Origin of the sequence: Pseudomonas kermanshahensis, from assembly GCF_014269205.2 — a bacterium.
Classification (GTDB): domain Bacteria; phylum Pseudomonadota; class Gammaproteobacteria; order Pseudomonadales; family Pseudomonadaceae; genus Aquipseudomonas; species Aquipseudomonas kermanshahensis.
Window position 1 is genome coordinate 4,564,431 of sequence record NZ_JABWRY020000001.1, and the last position, 19,725, is coordinate 4,584,155.

The following is a 19,725-nucleotide window of genomic DNA, read 5'->3' on the forward strand; positions in this document are numbered from 1 at the left end:
TCCCCCCGCGCCCCATCTAAGCACCATAGTCATTCACGCAGGTGCCCCATGAGCAACCAGCAGGATTTCCCCGAACACCCCGACGAACACAGCGAAGTCGAGCACACCGACACCCAGGCCGCCCCCGGCCACGCCCTCGCCCTGCCCGGCCAGCAGCTGCCGGACAAGGTCTATGTGATCCCGATTCACAACCGCCCGTTCTTCCCGGCACAAGTATTGCCCGTGATCGTCAATGAAGAGCCCTGGGCAGAAACCCTCGACCTGGTCGCCAAGTCACCCGACCACTGCCTGGCGCTGTTCTTCATGGACACCCCGCCCGAAGACCACCGCCATTTCGACACCTCCGCCCTGCCGGAGTACGGCACCCTGGTCAAGGTGCACCACGCCAGCCGTGAGAACGGCAAGCTGCAGTTCGTGGCCCAGGGCCTGACCCGGGTGCGCATCCGTACCTGGCTCAAGCACCATCGCCCGCCCTACCTGGTCGAAGTGGAATACCCACGCCAACCCACCGAGCCTACCGACGAGGTCAAGGCCTACGGCATGGCGCTGATCAATGCGATCAAAGAGCTGCTGCCGCTCAACCCGCTGTACAGCGAAGAGCTGAAAAATTACCTCAACCGCTTCAGCCCCAACGACCCGTCACCGCTGACCGATTTTGCCGCGGCCCTTACGTCGGCCACCGGCAGCCAGCTGCAAGAAGTGCTCGATTGCGTGCCCATGCTCAAACGCATGGAAAAAGTCCTGCCGATGCTGCGCAAAGAGGTCGAAGTGGCGCGCCTGCAGAACGAGATCTCGGCCGAGGTCAACCGCCAGATCGGCGAGCACCAGCGCGAGTTCTTCCTCAAGGAGCAGCTCAAGGTCATCCAGCAGGAGCTGGGCCTGACCAAGGACGACCGCAGCGCCGACCTCGAACAGTTCGAGCAGCGCCTTGAGGGCAAGACCTTGCCCGCCCAGGCGCAGAAGCGCATCGACGAAGAAATGGGCAAGCTGGCGATCCTCGAGACCGGCTCGCCGGAATACGCCGTGACCCGCAACTACCTCGACTGGGCCACCGCCCTGCCGTGGGGCGTTTACGGCAAAGACAAGCTCGACCTCAAGCACGCGCGCAAGGTGCTCGACCAGCACCACGCCGGCCTTGATGACATCAAGGAACGCATCCTCGAATTCCTCGCCGTGGGCGCCTGGAAAGGCGAGATCAGCGGCTCGATCGTGCTGCTGGTGGGCCCGCCAGGTGTGGGCAAGACCAGTATTGGCAAGTCCATTGCCGAATCGCTCGGCAGGCCGTTCTACCGCTTCAGCGTCGGCGGTATGCGCGACGAAGCGGAAATCAAGGGCCACCGCCGCACCTACATCGGCGCCCAACCGGGCAAGCTGGTGCAGGCGCTGAAAGACGTCGAAGTGATGAACCCGGTGATCATGCTCGACGAGATCGACAAGATGGGCCAGAGCTACCAGGGCGACCCGGCTTCCGCGCTGCTGGAAACCCTCGACCCCGAGCAGAACGTCGACTTCCTTGACCACTACTTGGACCTGCGCCTGGACCTGTCCAAGGTGCTGTTCGTCTGCACCGCCAACACCCTCGACTCAATCCCCGGGCCGTTGCTCGACCGCATGGAAGTGATCCGCCTCTCCGGCTACATCACCGAAGAAAAGCTGGCCATCGCCAAGCGCCACCTGTGGCCCAAGCAGCTGGACAAGGCCGGCGTGGCCAAGACCAGCCTGAGCATCACTGACAGCGCACTGCGCACCGTGATTGAGGGCTATGCCCGTGAGGCTGGGGTGCGGCAGTTGGAGAAGCAACTGGGCAAACTGGTGCGCAAAGCCGTGGTCAAGTTGCTGGAGGACCCGGATGCCAAGCTCAAGATTGGCAGCAAAGACCTGGAGGCCGCGCTCGGCATGCCGGTATTCCGCAGCGAGCAGGTGCTGGCCGGCAAAGGCGTGATAACGGGTTTGGCCTGGACCAGCATGGGCGGCGCCACGCTGCCGATTGAGGCCACCCGCATTCATACCCTCAGCCGCGGCTTCAAGCTGACCGGCAAACTGGGGGATGTGATGAAAGAGTCCGCCGAGATCGCCTACAGCTACGTCAGCTCCAACCTCAAGCAGTTTGGCGGTGACCCAGGCTACTTCAACGAGGCGTTCATCCACCTGCACGTGCCAGAGGGTGCTACGCCCAAGGACGGCCCAAGCGCGGGGGTGACCATGGCCAGCGCGCTGCTGTCACTGGCGCGGGACCAGGCGCCGAAAAAGGGCGTGGCCATGACCGGTGAACTGACCCTGACCGGCCAGGTGCTGCCCATTGGCGGGGTGCGTGAGAAGGTGATTGCCGCCAAGCGGCAGAAGATCTTCGAGCTGATCCTGCCCGAGGCCAATCGCGGCGACTTCGAAGAATTGCCAGACTACCTGCGTGAAGGGCTGACGGTGCATTTTGCCAAGCGCTTTGCCGACGTGGCGAAAGTGCTGTTCTGATCAGTCCTGGCCTGTTTGCGGCATTCGCCGTGAACAGGCCTGTACCGGTGGCACAAATTTGCACGTGCTTCGGTTATCCTCAGGTCATCGCCAGCCCACGGAGCCAACATGACCGCCCCTCGTCTGCTCGTTCCTCTGAGCCTTACCCTGCTTGCTGCCTGCGCCCAGCACCCCCTGCAAACCGTCGAACTGGACGCCGAAAGCGAATGCCCCCAGCGTCTGAAGGTGGGCCAGGCACTGACCCTGACCCTTCCAGGAAACCCCTCAACGGGCTACCGCTGGCGCATTGAGAACCCTGCCGCAAGCATCCTGAAAAGCCTCGGCCCCGAGGTCTACAGTGCCCCCGATGACACCGACGTGGTCGGCAGTGCTGGCTCGTCCACCTGGCGCTACCTTGCCAGCAGTGCCGGAGAAGCCCACCTGGTGCTGGTGTATCAACGCCCCTGGGAGGCTGAAGTAGCACCGGTGCAGAGCTTCGAGTGCAAGGTCATCGTCCGCTGACCGCGCTTAACGCCCGTCGCTGGCAACCTTGACTACCTGCTGGTACGTGCACTGGCCCCGAAGCACTGCCATGGCAAGATGCTCCGCCTTTGGCTAAAATGCGTCTCCGTTTCACCCCGTATCGAGCCCGCAGTGAGCAAACAACCCGACCGCCTCTTCGCCCAACCTCTGGAGCAGGTACCCGACTTCGCCTTCAACGAAGACGTGGTGCGCGTGTTCCCGGACATGATCAAGCGTTCGGTGCCAGGCTACCCGACCATCGTCGAAAACCTCGGCGTGCTGGCCGCACGCTTCGCCCAGCCGAACAGTACGCTGTACGACCTGGGTGCCTCACTGGGCGCTGTCACCCAGTCGTTGCGCCGTCATGTACGCAGCGACGGTTGCCGTGTAATCGCCGTGGACAACTCCGCTGCGATGGTCGAGCGCTGCCGCCAGTACCTCACCGCGCAGGACTCGATGTTCCAGGAGCTGCTGCCGGTCAACGTGCTGGAAGCCGATATTCTCGCCCTGCCCTTCGAGCCGGCCTCGGTAGTGGCGATGAACTTCACCCTGCAATTCATCGCACCCGACCAACGCCTTGAGTTGCTCGGCCGTATCCGCCAGGCCCTGCTACCGGGCGGCGCGCTGATCCTCTCGGAAAAACTGCGTTTCGCCGACGATGACGAGCAAAACCTGCTGAATGAACTGCACCTGGACTTCAAACGGGCCAACGGCTACAGCGAACTGGAAATTGCCCAGAAGCGCAGTGCCATCGAGAACGTGATGAAGCCCGACACCCTGGATGCGCACAAGGCGCGCCTGCGCGCTGCGGGTTTCTCCAAGGTCGTACCGTGGTTCCAATGCCTCAACTTCGCCTCGCTGATAGCCCTGCCATGATCGATCTGTCCCCTCTGGTCCGCCGCCTGGCGGGCACCCCCCTGGCTTCCTGGTCACAAGGCCTGCAAGCGCAACTGGAAGCCAAACTGGAAAAAGGCCACGGTGACCTCGATCGCTGGCGCGGCGCGCTGGATGCGCTTCCCGCCCTGCAACCCAGCGAAATCGACCTGGTCAACGGGCTGCGCCTGGATTGTGACTGCGACGATGCCACCCGCGCGCAAATGCGTGAGGCGCTGATGGGCTTGTCGCCCTGGCGCAAAGGGCCGTTCGACCTGTTCGGCGTGCACGTGGACACCGAATGGCGCTCGGACTGGAAGTGGTCGCGGGTCAGCCCGCACCTGGACCTCAAGGGCAAGCGCGTGCTCGATGTCGGCTGCGGCAACGGTTATTACCAATGGCGCATGCTCGGCGCCGGTGCCGATATGGTGGTCGGGGTCGACCCCAACTGGCTGTTCTTCTGCCAGTTCCAGGCGGTGCAGCAGTACTTGCCCGACCTGCCAGCCTGGCACTTGCCGTTCGCCCTCGAAGATTTGCCAGCCAACCTTGAAGGGTTCGACACGGTGTTCTCCATGGGCGTGTTCTACCACCGCCGCTCCCCCATAGAGCACCTGCTGGCGCTCAAGGATTGCCTGGTCAAAGGCGGCGAGCTGGTGCTGGAGACGTTGGTGGTCGAAGGCGACGAGCAACAGGTGCTGGTCCCAGAAGACCGCTACGCACAAATGCGCAACGTCTGGTACCTGCCCTCGGTACCCGCCCTAGAACGCTGGTTGCGCCGTGCCGGCTTCAGCGATGTACGCTGCGTCGATGTCAGCGTCACCAGCATCGAAGAACAGCGCAGCACCGACTGGATGCGCTACCAGTCGCTGAGCGACTTCCTCGACCCCAATGACCAAAGCCTGACCATCGAAGGCCTGCCCGCGCCACGGCGGGCGACGATCGTGGCGCGCAAGTAGCGCCTAGTTGAAGATCTTTGCCATCTCCCGGGAATGTTCGCGGATCCCTGCCCACTGGGCGAGAAACTGCCTGAAGTAGTAAATGAACACCGCCAGTTGCTGGCGGGTGTTCATCTTGCCCAGGTGGCCTGCCGCGCTTTCCAGGTAGGCCTCGATGGTTTGCCAGGCCGTGTGCAGGTGACCCGCCGCAAGCACCACATCCCACAGGTCCAACTCCAGCTCGCCCATGGTGGAGTTCACCTTCTGTACGCGCCCTTCCACCTGACGAAATTCGCTCAACTGCTGGCTGACGGCGCTGCGCCGATGCTCCAGGCGACGAAGCTCGGCGCGCGCTGACTTGGCTTTGGCGCCATAGATCGAATTACCGATCAATGCGCCGAAAGGGCCGCCGACCCAGCCGAGCGAGGATTGCCTGGAGTAACGCTCATACTCACTTCGCACCGCTTTGATGTCCTCATCCAGGCTGGCCAGTTCCCAGGCCAGGTTTTCGCCATCCGGGGCCTGTGAAAAGCGCGCTGCCGCTCGGCACTTCTCGACCACTTCTGGGCGCAGCTTGAAGCGCGCCTCGTCGCGAAAGCGCTCGAAGCCCAGCCGCACGCCATCCAGTTGCAGGTCAAAGTCGTCGATCAGGGCATGCAAGCCCATCAGCCGGTCAGCCATCGAACTGATCAACGTGCGGTCATGCTCATCGAGCGGTACATCGGGCGCCTCGCGCAGGTTGTCCCACGAAGGTCGATTGGGCCCCAGCGCACGTGTGCGCGCGACCAGTTGCACGACCTCGGCACCGCAATCCTCGACCTGGCTGGCGTGCGCATTGAGCTGAAGGGTGACCGCCTGGGTGCTGCGCTCCAGATGGCTCCAGCTTTGCCCGTGCGCCCGCAACCGCTTGAACATGGCGAGCATACGATCAGGCGTCAACTCTGGCTCGGAAATGCTGGTGTAGCCAAGCCAGCGCAAGGTCTGCGTGCGATCGCCCGGCAGCGCCAGCATGCGCAGGCTGTAGTCGCTGAGGGTCTGGCGTGATTCACGGGTCAGGATCAGGCCCGCCCGGCCCTGTCCGTCACGGTCGTCCATGGCGCCAATCAAGGCGCCAGGCAGGACAATCGCCTTTTGTTGCTGCTCTTGGAAACTCAATGTCCGGGGATTCATTGTTCGACTCTCATCCACTTGGATATGGCGCAGCCGACCGCGCCTGATGAGCACGGTCGGCCTGATCCGTTACAGCCCGCGACGGTGCTGCTCGAGCAGTTGTCGCTGATAGGCCAGCAGTTGCTTGAAGGTGTCGTCCAGGGCTTGCACCTGCGCAACGTTGCTGGGGGCCGCAGTGCCTATTCGCGGCACGAAGTTGGCCAGGGCCTGGCGCACGACATTGATGCCGGCGTCCCACTCGATGCGTTGCTCATGCAAACGCGGCATCGTTAGCAGTGCCGCCAGTTGCGCGCTCACCACCTGCTGACGCTGATCGAGTTCGCGCACTTGCCGCGCCAGGTTCGCCACCCTCTCGCGGGCAGCCCGCCGCTCTTGCTGCAACTGGGCGTAGCGCATGCCTTCGACGACATCGCCGAGCAGGGTTTGCAGCTGCTCCACCGCCGTGTTCACGGCGTCGGCCATCGCCGCGGCTTCGGCGCCAGGTACGGCCAGTTTGGCCAGGTCTTGCGCCGAAGGTACGACACCGCCGAAGCGGGTCTGCAGGCCCTGGGCCTCCAGGGTGGCAATGGCCTGCTCGATCGCCGACTGGCTGTGCTTCTCGCGATCATGCTCGGCGCTTACCTGGGTGTGCAGGTTGGCCTGATCCTGCTGTTGCTTGAGCAGCCGCTGTTCGTCACGGGACCAAGCGGGCGCAGCCAGGGTGGCCAGCGCCTGCTGTTCCTTGCCCAGGTGGGCCACCTGGGTGGCCAACAGAGACTTCACCGTGTTGGCGACTTCTCCAGCAATTGCCAGCACATCCTCATCATCGCCATCCTCCAGGGCGTCGAGGATATCGCGCAGTGGATCGTTGGCGATCTCCGCGACAACGCGCTGGGCGTTGCGCGCCATCACCTCGGCGCAGTTGATGAACAGCTTCATGTGGCGCTCCAGCGACTCGTGGATCACCGGCTGAAATTTCAACTCGCCGCGCTGCCAGGCTTCGGTGAAGCTTCGCGTTGCACCCAACACGCTGCCCAATTCAGGCGGATTGGCGCGGGTATGCAGCACACTGATATTGTCATTCATGGTCGTTCACCTGTTAGTGGGCCGAAGCGGCGTCGTCGAAAATGCGGGTCAGTTGCAGGGAGGTCTTTTCGATCTGTATCCACTGCGCCAGGAACTGCCGGAAATAAATGACAAACCTGGCCAAGGCGCGGTTGTCGGAGATCTGTTCGAGCTTGCCGATCGACGCGTCGATGTACGCGCCGACGATTTCCCAGGCGGTCTGCAGGTGGGACGCCGCAGTCACCACGTCCTGCAAGCGGGTATCGAGCTCGTCGACGAAGGTCGCCATCTCTTCCATGCGGCCTTCCAAATTCACCCGTACGCGCAGTTGCTCGCTGGTAGCACGCCGCTCTGCCTGGCGACGCTTGCGCTCCTTGCGAACCTTCTCGGCCCTGCTCCCGTAGATGCCGCCGGTGATCACCGCGCCGATCGGCCCTGCGGCCAGGCCGCTGAGCGCCTGCTTGACGTACTGGTCATACTCTTTGCTCAAGCCAGCGATATCGTCGTCCAGCTCCTTGAGCTTCACGCGCAGGCGCTCCACCTCACCATCACCCTTGGTGCGCTCGACCGCTTGCCCCTTCTGCTTCACCGCCGGGATCAGCTTGAAGCGCGCGGCGTCGCGGAACGTCTCGGTTTCGCCGCGCACGGTGGCGACCCGCACCGCGTAGCGCTGCACATCCTCCTGAAGGATCTGCAGGTAATCGACCAGCGACGAAACCGCCCGCTGGTCGGCACGGTCCAGTTTCACCGGGGTACCCAGCACGACCTTGTCCCACGCCTTGATGTCGGAGCCCAACGCGCGAATCTGCCGGCACTCATCGACGATTGTTTCCCCGGCAGCGTTGATCGACGCGGCCGTGGAGGCCAGTTCGCTGGCGAGCTTCTTGTTGCTGTCGGAAAGCGGGCCCCAGCTGCGCGCATGGCCACGCAACGCATCGAACAGCGCGGTCATGCCGGCGGGGGCCAGTTCGGGTTCGTCGATCTGCGTGTAGCCCAGCCAGCGCTGCAGGTTGTCGGGGGTCGATGGCAGGCCGAAAACAAAATTGACATACCGATTGAGGGTGATGATGTGCTCGCGGCTGAGGGTCAGCCCGCCTTCATCCTCACCATCGCGCTCGGCCATGGCCTGGATCAGCTTGGCCGGTGTCTTTGCCGCATCCGCCTGTAGCTGATCGTACTCAGCCGTTTGTGTACTCATGGTCGTGTCTCCTCGAATCAAGCCCTGGGAAGGCTTGGTCCGACCACGCTAAGGCAGCGACAGGACGCACAGCAGCGGGCAGTTTTTCCGCCATTTGCAGCGGTGCACCGGGCGTTGCGCCTGGCACACGCAAAACAGGCGCCCACCTGGGGCGCCAAACGAACCGTCGTTGCGGGAGCACGCAAAGGCGGAGGTCGAAGTCAGTCCTTGGCCAGCTTCTCGGTGGTTTGCTGGGTTTTGCGCTGGCGTTCCGCCAGCGCCTGGTCCGGCTGGCCATGCAGGCGTTGCTGGTCTTCGCGGAACGCCTCCCAGAACTGCCGCGAGCGTTCTGCGCCGCCCTCCGCCAGCGCGCTGGTGCTGCCCAGCGCCAGTAGCACCCACAACACATACCGAGTCAGGTTCATCAGGGTTACCTCATCGAGTGGTTCAGATGAGGCCATCCTGGGGCACGCCAGCTAACACCAAGGTGAGGCGCACATTACAGTCCTGCAAGCTGGGCGGCAGCTGTCCGGCACATGGCGACATGATTACAAATCTGTTATCCAGCGATGTCCGGCGCCCGCATGGCGTAACATTCCGGCGCTTGACCCTGTTCCCGCTACAGGGCCGAGAATCGCCGTCTTTCATTCAACCGAGCCCTATCATGCGTCTACTGATCATCGAGGACGAACTGCGCACCGCCGATTACCTGCAGCAGGGGCTGCGTGAGAACGGCTACGTGGTCGATTGCGCCCACACCGGCATCGACGGCCTGCACTTGGCCCGTCAACAGGCCTACGACCTGGTGATCCTCGACGTCAATTTGCCCGAGCTGGACGGCTGGAGCGTGCTCCAGCGGCTGCGCGCCGAATCCGCCACGCGGATCATGATGCTCACCGCCCACGGTCGCCTGGCGGACCGGGTCAAGGGCCTCGACCTGGGCGCCGATGACTACCTGCTCAAGCCGTTCGAATTCCCCGAGCTGTTGGCGCGCATCCGCAGCCTACTGCGGCGCAACGAGCAGCCGCTGCAACCCACCACCCTGCGGGTCGCCGACCTCGAACTCGACCCAGGCCGGCATCGGGCCTGGCGCGGCGCCAAGCGCATCGACCTGACCGCCAAGGAGTTTTCCCTGCTGCACCTGCTGATGCGCCAGAGCGGCGAAGTGCTGTCGCGCACGCAGATCATCTCGCTGGTCTGGGATATGAATTTCGACTGTGACACCAATGTCGTCGAGGTTTCCATCCGGCGCCTGCGGGCGAAGATCGACGACCCCTTCGAAGACAAGTTGATCCATACCCTGCGCGGTGTCGGCTATGTGCTCGAGGCGCGCCATTGAAGACTGCCAGCCTGTCGTTGCGCCTAGGCCTGAGCGTGACCCTGATGGGCGCCCTGCTAGTGCTACTACTGGCCTGCCTGGCGGTGTTGGCGCTCGATCACGAGCTCGACAGCCGCGCGCGCAAGGACCTCGCGCGCAAGATGTTGCAGGTGGAACATAACCTGCGTGTCGACCTGCGCAGCGAGGACCTGGGCAGCCGCGCCCACCCCCTGCTCGACCTGGTCATGGGGCACGACAACCTTAGCCTCAGCGTGCTCGCGCTCGAGGGCCGCCACCCGCACCTGCTCAGCCTGGGCCCAGCCCTGGAGTCGAGCGTGGGCGCGCTGGCGACCGGCGCCCGGCTGACGTTTCACGTATGGCGCGACAGCCGCGGTAACCAAATGCTCACTGCGACACGCCAGATGCGCTTGCGCGACGAGACACCAGTACGGGTGATGATGACGCTCGACCGCGCCGACGACAACGCCCTGCTCCAGGCCTACCTGCACTCGACCCTGATCGCCCTGCCCTTGCTGTTGATACTGATCGGCATCTGCGCCTGGAAACTGGTGCAACGCAGCCTGAAACCCTTGCGCCATTTTCGCCGGGTGGCCGGCCAGGTTTCGGCCCAGGACCTCAGCCACCGCCTGCCCGACAGAGGTCTGCCACAAGAGCTGGGCGAGCTGGCCAGGGCCATCAACGTGATGCTCGACCGGCTCGACCTAGGCGTGCAACAGTTGTCGCAGTTTTCCGACGACCTTGCCCATGAGCTACGCACGCCGCTAAGCAACCTGATGGGCAAGGCCCAAGTCACCCTCAGCCGCGAGCGCGACAACGCCAACTACCGGGAAGTGCTGGAGGACAGCATCGAAGAGCTGACCCGGCTCAACCGCATCATCAACGACATGCTGTTTCTCGCCCAGGTTAGCCAGCCTCAGGCGCAGGTGGCGCTCAAGCCCCTGGCGCTGGCCGATGAGGCTGCACAGGTGGTGGAGCTGTTTGCCATCAGCGCGGAGCTCAAGGACATTGAGCTTCACCTTCAAGGCTGGGGTACGGCCTTGGGTGATCGGCTGATGTTCCAGCGTGCGTTGTCGAACCTGTTGAGCAATGCCATTCGGCATGCGCCGGTAGGCACGCGCATCGACCTCGGTATCGAGCGCCACGCAAGCGATGTCAGGGTCTGGGTGGAAAATGAGGGCGTAGGGATTGGCGCAGAGCATCAGCCGCAGTTGTTCGAGCGTTTCTATCGCGTGGGCGCTGGGCGCTCTCGGCTTGAGGGGGGCACCGGGTTGGGGCTGGCGATCGTGAAGTCGATCATGCAGTTGCATGGTGGAAAAGTCGAAGTAAGCAGCCGACCTGAAGGCCCGACATGCTTTACTTTGATATTCAAATGCCCCTGAGATATCAGATTGAGGTAAACACCTGGTGGTGGTTTCGATGGAACTGATCGACACCAAATTGACGCAAGCGTTCAAGCCAATCCTCGGCAACTGTGCGTGAATAGCCCAAATCAATAGCAGCCTCGCGCATAAGCTCGAACTCAGTGCGAAGCGTAGTAGGCATGACTCCTGGGTCATCGGTATTTATCAGCACGCGCATCGGTCCTCTGCGCAGCCCATAACGATTGAACTCGCCACCTGCGTGTAGCTCTCTATCATCGGGAGGACTCCAACGAAAGATCGGATGCTCACCGTGGTGCTCAAGACGAGCAATGTATACGTTTGAGGTAGGGTTGGTTTCGATAATTAGGCCTTTACGGTCATAGTTGTCCAATAAATAGTCTTGAATGGCATGCATGAACTCTAGTTCTTCCAGAGTATCTATGTCACGCAACGGCATATCCTCCCCCCCGTCATGACACTCATGCAATCGGGGACCTTTACCATCGCCCGCCACCTCGACAATTACCGTGCGCGGCGGCTTGGTCCGCCCCGCTCTAATCAGCATATGGCGTAGTAAATACAAGCCCACGGCCGATGCAACATTTTGGCCGCCAATCAGCGAATTTTTCCCTCGGGCCAAGTAGTCATAATCTGGCACCGCGATGGTCAGCTTGTGCTCAGGTGCCGCGAGAGGATGATTCTGCTCGAACTGGAAGTGGCAGTTTTGCCGTAGTTGCCAGGCTTGGAACAATAGACCAGGGCTAGGCCCTAACCGAGCACCTGCCAATAAGGCTACCTCCCCATCATCTGTTAATGGTGCCAGCAACTCCATGTCTTCAAGGTCGTTACACCAGCCAACCACTCTCGCAAAGCGAGCAATGCGGCGTTCCAATCTACTGATGATACGGCTGGCCAACTCTACTCTACCGCCTAGTTCACAGGCGTAGTGCCACATCCACACGAGGTTATCTAAATGCTCATCAACCGTTAGAATCATATCGCCCTGGCGGATGCACCAGTCGCGCGGAGGGATTCCCAGAGCTAGCGCATGCCCCAATCGATCGCCGCTGCGCATCTGGCAAAAACGCACGGTTTCATCGACATGGCGCAAGCCGGACAACGGGTGGGCATAATCCTCTCCAGCGTGGATACTCAGGTGAAAGCCCGGCGTGGCCATGTTACCCTCGCGATGGGCATGGACATGAGTGCGTATCCAGCGCAGCACAGGTGAGAACCATTCAATACGCAGGGCATTTTCATCACCCGCGACATCTAAGCCACGCAGCCAACGGCTGGGCTGGAAATGGAAATTGGGGTTATTCACGCCGCCTAAGAATGCCGAGTGATCGGTATGGTTTTCAGAATCGAGTGCACTTAATAAATCTTCGGCAATCTTCCAGCATTTTTTTGCGTCGTGCTCGGGGGTCAATCGACGCCCTTGCTTATTTTTCCTTCTTCCAGCAGAACTACGTGAGAAATGCATGCAAAAGTGCCAACGCTCATTGCTTTGAAGGTACTTTTCGTGCGCTGGCCCCATCTGGCGATAATCAGGAAATCCAAAGGCTCCCGTCTCGTCCGGTAGAGGAGACCCTTGAGCCGCTCCTATCGCAATGGCCATTTCCGAGAAACGCTCAGGCTTGATCATACTCGACGAAACTTTGAACTCCACTAGATCGCCAGGAGCAGAAAGCATTCGAGCGATGTTCTCGGCGTTCCCACTATTTTTGGCGGTCGTAGCTAATGAAGCATGCGCATAGTCGTCGGCAAACCTAGTTAGCCCTTGGCCATCCATGATCAGCTGTTTACGAAGACTCATCAGTTCACTGAACAGGTAGAATATGGCCACACGGACAGTAAGCGGAGTTTCTTCATGGCGGTAGCTATACCATAGCCAGATGACCAACCAAGCCCAGCCTTCCGCATAACGTGGCGAGCCCGAGGGTTGAGGCCTCAACGCGTTGGCTACCTCTTTGAGCAACCATGGACCATCGATAGCCTGATCGGAGCCTCTACTGTACTGAAAGTAGTGCCAATACAAATTCAAGGGCATTGGTGGTTCAAACGGTTCATCGCCACTGGCTATTTTCAATTTCTTGATAATACCCTTGTCGCGAGGTATATGCTGTCCCTGATCCCGCTCGATCAGTTGCGCTAAGATACGGCGCAAGCGTCTCAAGGTGTCCCGGTCGGAGCTTGATTCGCTGTCCACCGCGAACAGGCTGCTTATAAGTACAACACTATCAAACGCGATACCGCCTAGGTGCACATGACCCTCGGCGAACGGCTTATTGCTGATGCTGGCTGGAGCTTGGAACAGCCGCTGGCCATTAACGATACGGCGAAAGTCAGACGGCTTAAGATGCTCATATCTGGATAGCCAGCCAGCCATATGCCAGCCTGTGAGCAAGAGGGGATCCAGATCGGCCGCCAATCTTGCGTAGGCTTGAACTTGATCGTCGCGATAATGCAAATAGTCGCCGTTGCGCACCATCAACTTATCGAACAGCGCGTCCAACATCGGCAGTTTGGGCGACTCGAACATATCCTGCGGCACCAAGCCGCCGAAAGCGTGGTCTAGATCGGTGCGTCGGAAACGTCGCGAGTGATTAATGTCCAGTGACTTGGCCAGTCCCTCAAGACGCTGCGCGTGCCAATTATTGAAATCATCAGCGGGAGCGAACTTCACTTTCCCCCTAAGGAAATCCAGTAACAGATCAATTTGAATGGGACTGGTGAACATCTCACTTGTGGCGAGCTCGAGGAGAGAGCGTTTAATCATGACCTATACTTCTTGGTTTTCTTGAGCCTTTCAATAGCGGATGACACTTGCATTTCATAAACCGCAGGCACTTTAGGGAAACGTTCGCGAAACTCCTCACTGAAAAACTCTAGCTCATCATAGGTATCGAACTTTTCACGCAACCCTTGCTCTATGTTTTTTATATTAATACGATTACTTTCAATACCCAACTGTTGAGAAATCCAGTCTGAGACTTGCTGCCCGCTAGGTAATTCAGCCTTCCCCTCAGCTAACACTTCACTCGCTACAACAGCTAGCAATCCACGCAGTGGGTGATCACCTAAGAAATACGTAACAGCTTTCGTGACTTTACCGAAGCAAGCTACCGCTTTTGCTGAAGCAGACTCATTACTTAAAAAATCGCCCTCCTTGACGCCAAAAGTCGAGTTCGCCCTAGGATAAAACGGCAAAATATTTTGTGTATAAGTTTGCGTACTTTCAAAAAACTTAGGCGCACCGATATTTACCGTTGCAACGAGTGGTGGCAAACCAAACAATCGACCTTTTTCGAAGCTGCCAAAAGCCGCCCACAAACTATTAAAAGCACTTTGCGAAATCTCGACCACATCAATCAAACCAAGTGAGTTTTTAGATGACGGATTGAAAAAACCAGCTTGATTCAAAGTTTTATTGAACACGTTATATACAAGCCAAGGCGACAACCTAAACGTCTCTAAACCATGTCGCTTACGCCATTCTTTTATTTGCGACGAAAGTTCTTCAATCTCCACCTCATAATCACCGAGATTGAAAAGACCATCAAAAGATTCGAGATAGTCCTCTTCGCCCGAGACTTCAATACGCACCTTAGTTGCAGCAACTGCTGCCGTAGAGTAAAAAGGGGCACGTGACAATAACCCAACAATCTCGTCAACTTCAACTTCTCGCAAAAGACTTGAAATTACTAGCTCTATTATTCGCCCCACGCCCACCATGCGGCCACGAAGTGAGCTTGAATAGTAATTCCTATGCAGCATCAACGCTAGCACCAGGCCCTGTCGCGGACTACTTCCTCGCGCAGACCAACCAATACGCCCTAAACTCCCACCTACTTCCGGCACAGGATATGGCAAAATCGATTTACTCGGCAGACGTTTTATCCAATCTTCCGGGAGTTTCCCATTAAGCACTCGGTGCCAAGTTTCAAGATCAGCTTGGTTTTTAAATGAATTGTATTCTGCGGCCTCATGCATTCTCGGCTGAAACAGAGGGGTTTCAAAAACACTCTCCATACCCCCCAGCCTTTCAGCCCAGTCCTTTTTTGCGGTCAGAACCAAATACGCAGGCCCGCCATATGAATCATAATAAAAGTGCCTCTGCAGTGCAGAGCACCATGCACTTTCATCTATACCAGGCATCAAGTTTAAAGTCGAATTACTATCCCCTTCTATACGCTCAAACGCATTTAAGAACACTCTATAAGCTGGAAGATATTCTCGCTTATGATGAGTACGAATTTCAGCATAGCTCGCCGCAAACTGCTCAATCACATCGCGTGGTATATTTGGCATCTGGTAGAAATGTGCTAGATCCCCACTCTCACGATAATCATAAAACCGTTCAGGCAGGGACGAAATCAACTCACGACAGCGATATACTAGCTGCGTCAGCGCTCGAATCGAGCCTAACGGAACTACTAACTTGCTATTTTCCAAACCATTAACCGGCCCGGATAAAAAAACGTTAATCCATTCACTAAATGCTCTCAACTGAAGCTGCTGCCCCGAGCGCCCTCTATCCAACAGAAAAACTAATGGATCAGCAAGATAACTTGATACATCAGGCATTCTCAGACGATATTGGAGTGGCAAAACTTTACGTTGATATTCAGTTGCCAAATCGTAAGCATGCTCATAGGCATCGGCGCGACGATAATTGGAATCTTGCAAAATACGCCCATGGAAGTCTCGCCAGGTCAACTCATCATACAGACGACCATCTCCACTAATTACTGGCAGCACCTTGGGTGTTGTCAAATACCTTCGAACAATTTCAAGATTTTCAAACGCTTTACTCAACGAGGTATCAACATCATCAATAGTCAGCACTAGAAGATCTTTATCTATGATCTTAAGCGCAAGCTCGAAGAAATTGTGCACCTCTTCTACCAACTGCTGATTCCCCATGAAGGCTCGCAGTTTATCTAAGCCCTTTGTGTCATCCTGGGATTGCATTTTTTCGAGCGAGTGCCCTAGCCTTTGTAATTGAAGCGCGAGTTCTTTGCGATGTCTCTCACTCCCTTCTTGTGCAGCCTGAATATGTTTATCTGAAAGCACAGCAGCAACAATGACATTCAAGAAAAGATCATTATGATCTTCAAGCAAAGTGGGATCCACAGGCTTAAGTATGTGAACCCTGGCAATCCAATCCGCTTTACTAGACGCAAGATATGTTGGCAAGTTAACAAGTATTGAACTTTTTCCAGTCCCCCGCTTCCCATCGAGCAGTATGGCACTGTGAAGTCGGCATTGATCAAGTTTAAGATTTTGGGCACTAGCAAGTTTAGATCTATTTTGCGCTTCGCCGATGAACGTCAATAAATCTTCATAAACTTCCCGGGCAAGTAGGTTCTGTGCGTCGGCCTGGTAGGCACTTTCAGCTTGGTCAATTGGGATAAAACGGCGGCTTAGGTCGCCCATTTCAATACTTCCTTTTAAAAATACCCTGAAGCTGACGACTTTCAGCCTACGTTTCGATCAGCGCGAAGCCGCCACGATCAACGCCTTCATCTCCGCCACCGCAGCCTTGAAGCCGACGAACAGCGCATGGGCCACCAACGCGTGGCCGATGTTCAGCTCATTGATGCCCTTGATCGCCGCGACTGCCTCGACGTTGTGGTAATGCAGGCCATGGCCGGCATTGACGATCAGCCCTTGGCCCACCCCGAACGCGACACCGTCCGCGATGCGCTTGAGCTCTTCAGCGACTTCAGTCGGCGTCTGTGCATCGGCGTAACGGCCGGTGTGCAGCTCGATGGCCGGCGCGCCTACGCGGCGCGAGGCTTCGATCTGCCGCTCGTCGGCGTCGATGAACAGCGACACTTCGGCACCGGTGCGGGCCAGGCGCTCGACTGCTGCCTTGATCCGTGCCTCTTGCCCCGCTACGTCCAGGCCGCCTTCGGTGGTCAGTTCCTGACGGGTCTCGGGCACCAGGCAGATGTGCGCCGGGCGGATCTTCTCGGCGAAGGCCATCATCTCTTCGGTGACGCCCATTTCGAAGTTCATGCGGGTCTGCAGCACATCCTTGAGCACCACCACATCGCGCTCCTGAATGTGCCGGCGGTCTTCGCGCAGGTGCACGGTGATGCCGTCGGCACCCGCTTCTTCGGCGTCCAGGGCAGCCTTGACCGGATCAGGGTAACGCGTGCCCCGGGCCTGGCGCAGCGTCGCCACGTGGTCGATATTTACGCCGAGAAGCATGCGGTTGCTGTGAGTCACGAAAGGCTCTCCTGAAGATTGAGCCCCACAGCATACGACGTGATCAACGCTTGCGAAACAGTTCCCGGCTGACCAGGGGTTTGGCGCCCAGGTGAACGGCCAGTGCCTGACGCATCAACCGCTTGGCTGCGAGCAGCGCCCCCGGGGCTTCCCAGTCGGCTTGCGCCAGGGCCAACAGCTCGCCCCCCAGGAACAACCCGGGCTGCAGCAACTCGACCCGCTCAAGCCCGGCATCCACGCGCAAGCGGTAGCGGCCATCGGCGGCGATCGGCAAGTCGTTCACGTCATGCTGCAACGAAAACGCATAACCGAGCTCGTCCAGCAGGCGCCATTCGAAAGAACGCAACAACGGCTCCAGGGGGCGCCCGGCGGCCAGCGCCTGCAATGTCAGGGTGTAGTGCTCGAACAGCGCAGGGTGAGGGGCTTCGGCGGGCAGCAAACGCATGAGCAGCTCGTTGAGGTACAACCCGCTGAACAGCGCATCGCCGTGCAACCAGGCGGCGATACCGAGCGTCTCCAGGCGGCCAACATTCTTCAGCTCGCCGCGCCCGCGCAGCTCCACTTCCAGCGGCACGAACGGCCGCACCAGGCTGCCACCTTTGCCCCGCGCACGGCGCAACACGGCCCGCACACGGCCTTGCGGCGTGAGGAAGTCCACCAGTGCGCTGGTTTCCTTGTAGGCACGACTGTGCAGCACATAGGCCGGCTGGCCGACAGGTTGTTCCATGGCAATCACTTGTCCCAAGGCCAATCGGGCCGCTATGCGGCCCATCGCCGGCAAGCCGGCTCCTACAGGGCTCGGTAGCGCTGCGGTTGTGTGGGAGCCGGCTTGCCGGCGATGGGCTGCAAGGCAGCCCCAAGCCCATACAGCAGGGGTTACAGGTCGCCGTAGCCCAGCGAGCGCAGGGCGCGCTCATCGTCGGACCAACCGCCTTTGACCTTGACCCAGAGGTTGAGCATGACCTTGGCGTCGAACAGCACTTCCATGTCCTTGCGCGCGTCGGAGCCAATGCGTTTGATACGCTCGCCCTTGTCACCGATGATGATCTTCTTCTGGCCATCGCGTTCGACCAGGATCAGCGCATGGATGTGCAACACGTGCCCTTGCTGCTTGAACTCTTCGATCTCTACGGTGATCTGGTACGGCAGCTCCGCACCCAACTGGCGCATGATCTTCTCGCGCACCAGTTCAGCGGCCAGGAAACGGCTGCTGCGGTCGGTGATCTGGTCTTCCGGGAAGAAGTGCTCGTTCTCCGGCAGGTGCTTGGCGATCAGGCCTTCCAGCGCTTCGAGGTTATGCCCCTGTTGCGCGGAGATCGGTACCACTTCCGCGTTCGGCAGTTGCTCCTGCAGCCATTGCAGGTGTGGAATCAAATCGGCTTTTTCTTCCAGGCGGTCGGTCTTGTTGACCGCCAGGATGACCGGGCCGCTGACGTACTGGACGCGCTCGAGCACCAACTGGTCCTCGTCGGTCCAGCGGGTACGGTCAACCACGAAGATCACCACGTCGACGTCTTTCAGGGCGGCCGAAGCGTTACGGTTCATGTAACGGTTCAGGGCCTTGTCGTTGGCCTTGTGCATACCCGGCGTGTCGACGTAGATCGCCTGCACATCACCCTCGGTCTTGATGCCGAGCATGTTGTGGCGGGTGGTCTGCGGCTTGCGCGAGGTGATCGCCAGCTTCTGCCCGAGGATGTGGTTGAGCAAGGTCGACTTGCCCACGTTGGGGCGGCCGACAATGGCCACGTAGCCGCAGCGAGTCGGGTTGTTATCAGTCATTGCCATTCTCCACGCCCAGGGCGATCAATGCAGCCGCAGCGGCGACTTGCTCAGCGATACGCCGGCTCACACCCTGACCACGGCTCTTGTTGTTCAGCAGCACCACTTCGCATTCGACGAAGAAGGTACGGCAGTGCGGTTCGCCCTGGATATCCACCACCTCGTAGCGCGGCAGCTCACAGCTGCGCGACTGCAAGAACTCTTGCAGGCGGGTCTTGGGGTCCTTGTTGGTATCGACCAGGGTCAGGCTTTCGAATTCATCGGCCAGCCAGGCCAGGATACGCTCCCGGGCGGTCTGCATGTCCGCGTCCAGGTAGATGGCGCCAATCAGCGCCTCCAGGGCATCGGCCAGGATCGATTCGCGGCGGAAACCGCCGCTTTTCAGCTCCCCCGAACCCAGGCGCAGGTACTCGCCCAGATCAAAGCCTCGCGCCAGGCGGGCCAGGGTCTCACCCTTGACCAGGCGCGCACGCAAGCGCGACAACTGGCCTTCACGGGCCTGCGGGAAGCGCTCGAACAGCGCCTCGCCGGCCACGAAGTTGAGAATGGCGTCGCCCAGAAACTCCAGGCGTTCGTTATTGCGCCCGGCGTAGCTGCGATGGGTCAGGGCCAGAAGCATCTGGTCCTGGTTCTTGAAGGTGTAACCGAGCTTTCGCTCCAGTGCGGCGAGGGAAGCACTCATGCGGCCACCCGTTCGTTGTTCAACGCGTTGTTCAAATCAACATCCTGAAAGACTGTTTGGCTGTGGTCCGCCGCTGTACGCGGCGAAACTCTCGATCCCTGAGAACACAGCCTATGTCAGAAATGCATTCGGCGCTGTCTGCTGGACAGCGCCGAAGG

At 59.3% G+C, this 19,725-nt stretch carries 16 protein-coding genes; 6 read left to right on the forward strand and 10 right to left on the reverse strand.

Features of this window, described 5'->3' with window-relative positions:
- The first annotated feature begins 48 nt into the window (after window positions 1-48).
- The 4 genes from lon to cmoB all read left to right on the forward strand — a co-directional run bounded on the left by lon (window position 49) and on the right by cmoB (window position 4,799).
- Entirely contained in the window at window positions 49-2,469 is a 2,421-nt protein-coding gene (lon, locus tag HU764_RS20435) for an endopeptidase La (RefSeq protein WP_085273573.1), read from the forward strand.
- Window positions 2,470-2,577: 108 nt separating this feature from the next.
- Window positions 2,578-2,970: a protease inhibitor I42 family protein gene (locus tag HU764_RS20440; protein ID WP_186702548.1), complete on the forward strand. Its 393-nt coding sequence runs from the start codon at window positions 2,578-2,580 to the stop codon at window positions 2,968-2,970.
- 132 nt (window positions 2,971-3,102) lie between these two features.
- Window positions 3,103-3,846, forward strand: a complete 744-nt coding sequence (gene cmoA / locus HU764_RS20445) for a carboxy-S-adenosyl-L-methionine synthase CmoA (protein WP_027594159.1) — start codon at window positions 3,103-3,105, stop codon at window positions 3,844-3,846.
- On the forward strand, window positions 3,843-4,799 hold the full coding sequence (gene cmoB, locus HU764_RS20450; RefSeq protein ID WP_186677508.1) for a tRNA 5-methoxyuridine(34)/uridine 5-oxyacetic acid(34) synthase CmoB: 957 nt from the start codon (window positions 3,843-3,845) through the stop codon (window positions 4,797-4,799). The genes cmoA and cmoB overlap by 4 nt, the downstream gene beginning before the upstream one ends.
- Before the next feature lie 3 nt (window positions 4,800-4,802).
- Here the strand turns inward: cmoB and HU764_RS20455 are convergent, their stop codons facing one another.
- The 4 genes from HU764_RS20455 to HU764_RS20470 form a co-directional block, all read right to left on the reverse strand.
- A complete protein-coding gene (locus tag HU764_RS20455) occupies window positions 4,803-5,948 on the reverse strand; it encodes an alpha-xenorhabdolysin family binary toxin subunit A (RefSeq protein WP_186702547.1) in 1,146 nt (381 codons plus the stop codon).
- A gap of 69 nt (window positions 5,949-6,017) precedes the next feature.
- On the reverse strand, window positions 6,018-7,013 hold the full coding sequence (locus HU764_RS20460) for an alpha-xenorhabdolysin family binary toxin subunit B (protein WP_186702546.1): 996 nt from the start codon (window positions 7,011-7,013) through the stop codon (window positions 6,018-6,020).
- 13 nt (window positions 7,014-7,026) lie between these two features.
- Window positions 7,027-8,190, reverse strand: a complete 1,164-nt coding sequence (locus HU764_RS20465) for an alpha-xenorhabdolysin family binary toxin subunit A (protein ID WP_186702545.1) — start codon at window positions 8,188-8,190, stop codon at window positions 7,027-7,029.
- A 200-nt stretch (window positions 8,191-8,390) separates the two neighbouring features.
- A complete protein-coding gene (locus HU764_RS20470; RefSeq protein WP_186677555.1) occupies window positions 8,391-8,594 on the reverse strand; it encodes a hypothetical protein in 204 nt (67 codons plus the stop codon).
- A gap of 239 nt (window positions 8,595-8,833) precedes the next feature.
- Between HU764_RS20470 and HU764_RS20475 the strand changes: the two genes are divergently transcribed.
- Both HU764_RS20475 and HU764_RS20480 read left to right on the forward strand, forming a co-directional pair.
- A complete protein-coding gene (locus HU764_RS20475) occupies window positions 8,834-9,508 on the forward strand; it encodes a heavy metal response regulator transcription factor (protein WP_027594153.1) in 675 nt (224 codons plus the stop codon).
- Window positions 9,505-10,887, forward strand: a complete 1,383-nt coding sequence (locus HU764_RS20480; protein WP_186702544.1) for a heavy metal sensor histidine kinase — start codon at window positions 9,505-9,507, stop codon at window positions 10,885-10,887. Before HU764_RS20475 ends, HU764_RS20480 begins: the two co-directional genes overlap by 4 nt.
- Window positions 10,888-10,891: 4 nt before the next feature.
- Here the strand turns inward: HU764_RS20480 and rdrB are convergent, their stop codons facing one another.
- The 6 genes from rdrB to rnc all read right to left on the reverse strand — a co-directional run bounded on the left by rdrB (window position 10,892) and on the right by rnc (window position 19,567).
- Window positions 10,892-13,648, reverse strand: coding sequence for an antiviral RADAR system adenosine deaminase RdrB (rdrB, locus tag HU764_RS20485; protein WP_186702543.1), 2,757 nt, complete (start codon window positions 13,646-13,648; stop codon window positions 10,892-10,894).
- On the reverse strand, window positions 13,645-16,308 hold the full coding sequence (gene rdrA / locus HU764_RS20490) for an antiviral RADAR system adenosine triphosphatase RdrA (RefSeq protein ID WP_186702542.1): 2,664 nt from the start codon (window positions 16,306-16,308) through the stop codon (window positions 13,645-13,647). Before rdrA ends, rdrB begins: the two co-directional genes overlap by 4 nt.
- Window positions 16,309-16,365: 57 nt before the next feature.
- Window positions 16,366-17,088 (reverse strand): pyridoxine 5'-phosphate synthase, encoded by a 723-nt coding sequence (gene pdxJ / locus HU764_RS20495; protein ID WP_189662533.1) that lies wholly within the window; start codon window positions 17,086-17,088, stop codon window positions 16,366-16,368.
- Between the two features lie 61 nt (window positions 17,089-17,149).
- Window positions 17,150-17,833: a DNA repair protein RecO gene (gene recO, locus HU764_RS20500; protein ID WP_027594150.1), complete on the reverse strand. Its 684-nt coding sequence runs from the start codon at window positions 17,831-17,833 to the stop codon at window positions 17,150-17,152.
- 149 nt (window positions 17,834-17,982) lie between these two features.
- Window positions 17,983-18,885, reverse strand: coding sequence for a GTPase Era (gene era / locus HU764_RS20505; RefSeq protein WP_027594149.1), 903 nt, complete (start codon window positions 18,883-18,885; stop codon window positions 17,983-17,985).
- Window positions 18,878-19,567 carry a ribonuclease III gene (gene rnc / locus HU764_RS20510; protein WP_027594148.1) on the reverse strand — a complete coding sequence of 230 codons (690 nt, stop codon included), beginning with the start codon at window positions 19,565-19,567 and terminating at the stop codon, window positions 18,878-18,880. The genes era and rnc overlap by 8 nt, the downstream gene beginning before the upstream one ends.
- Window positions 19,568-19,725: the final 158 nt, after the last annotated feature.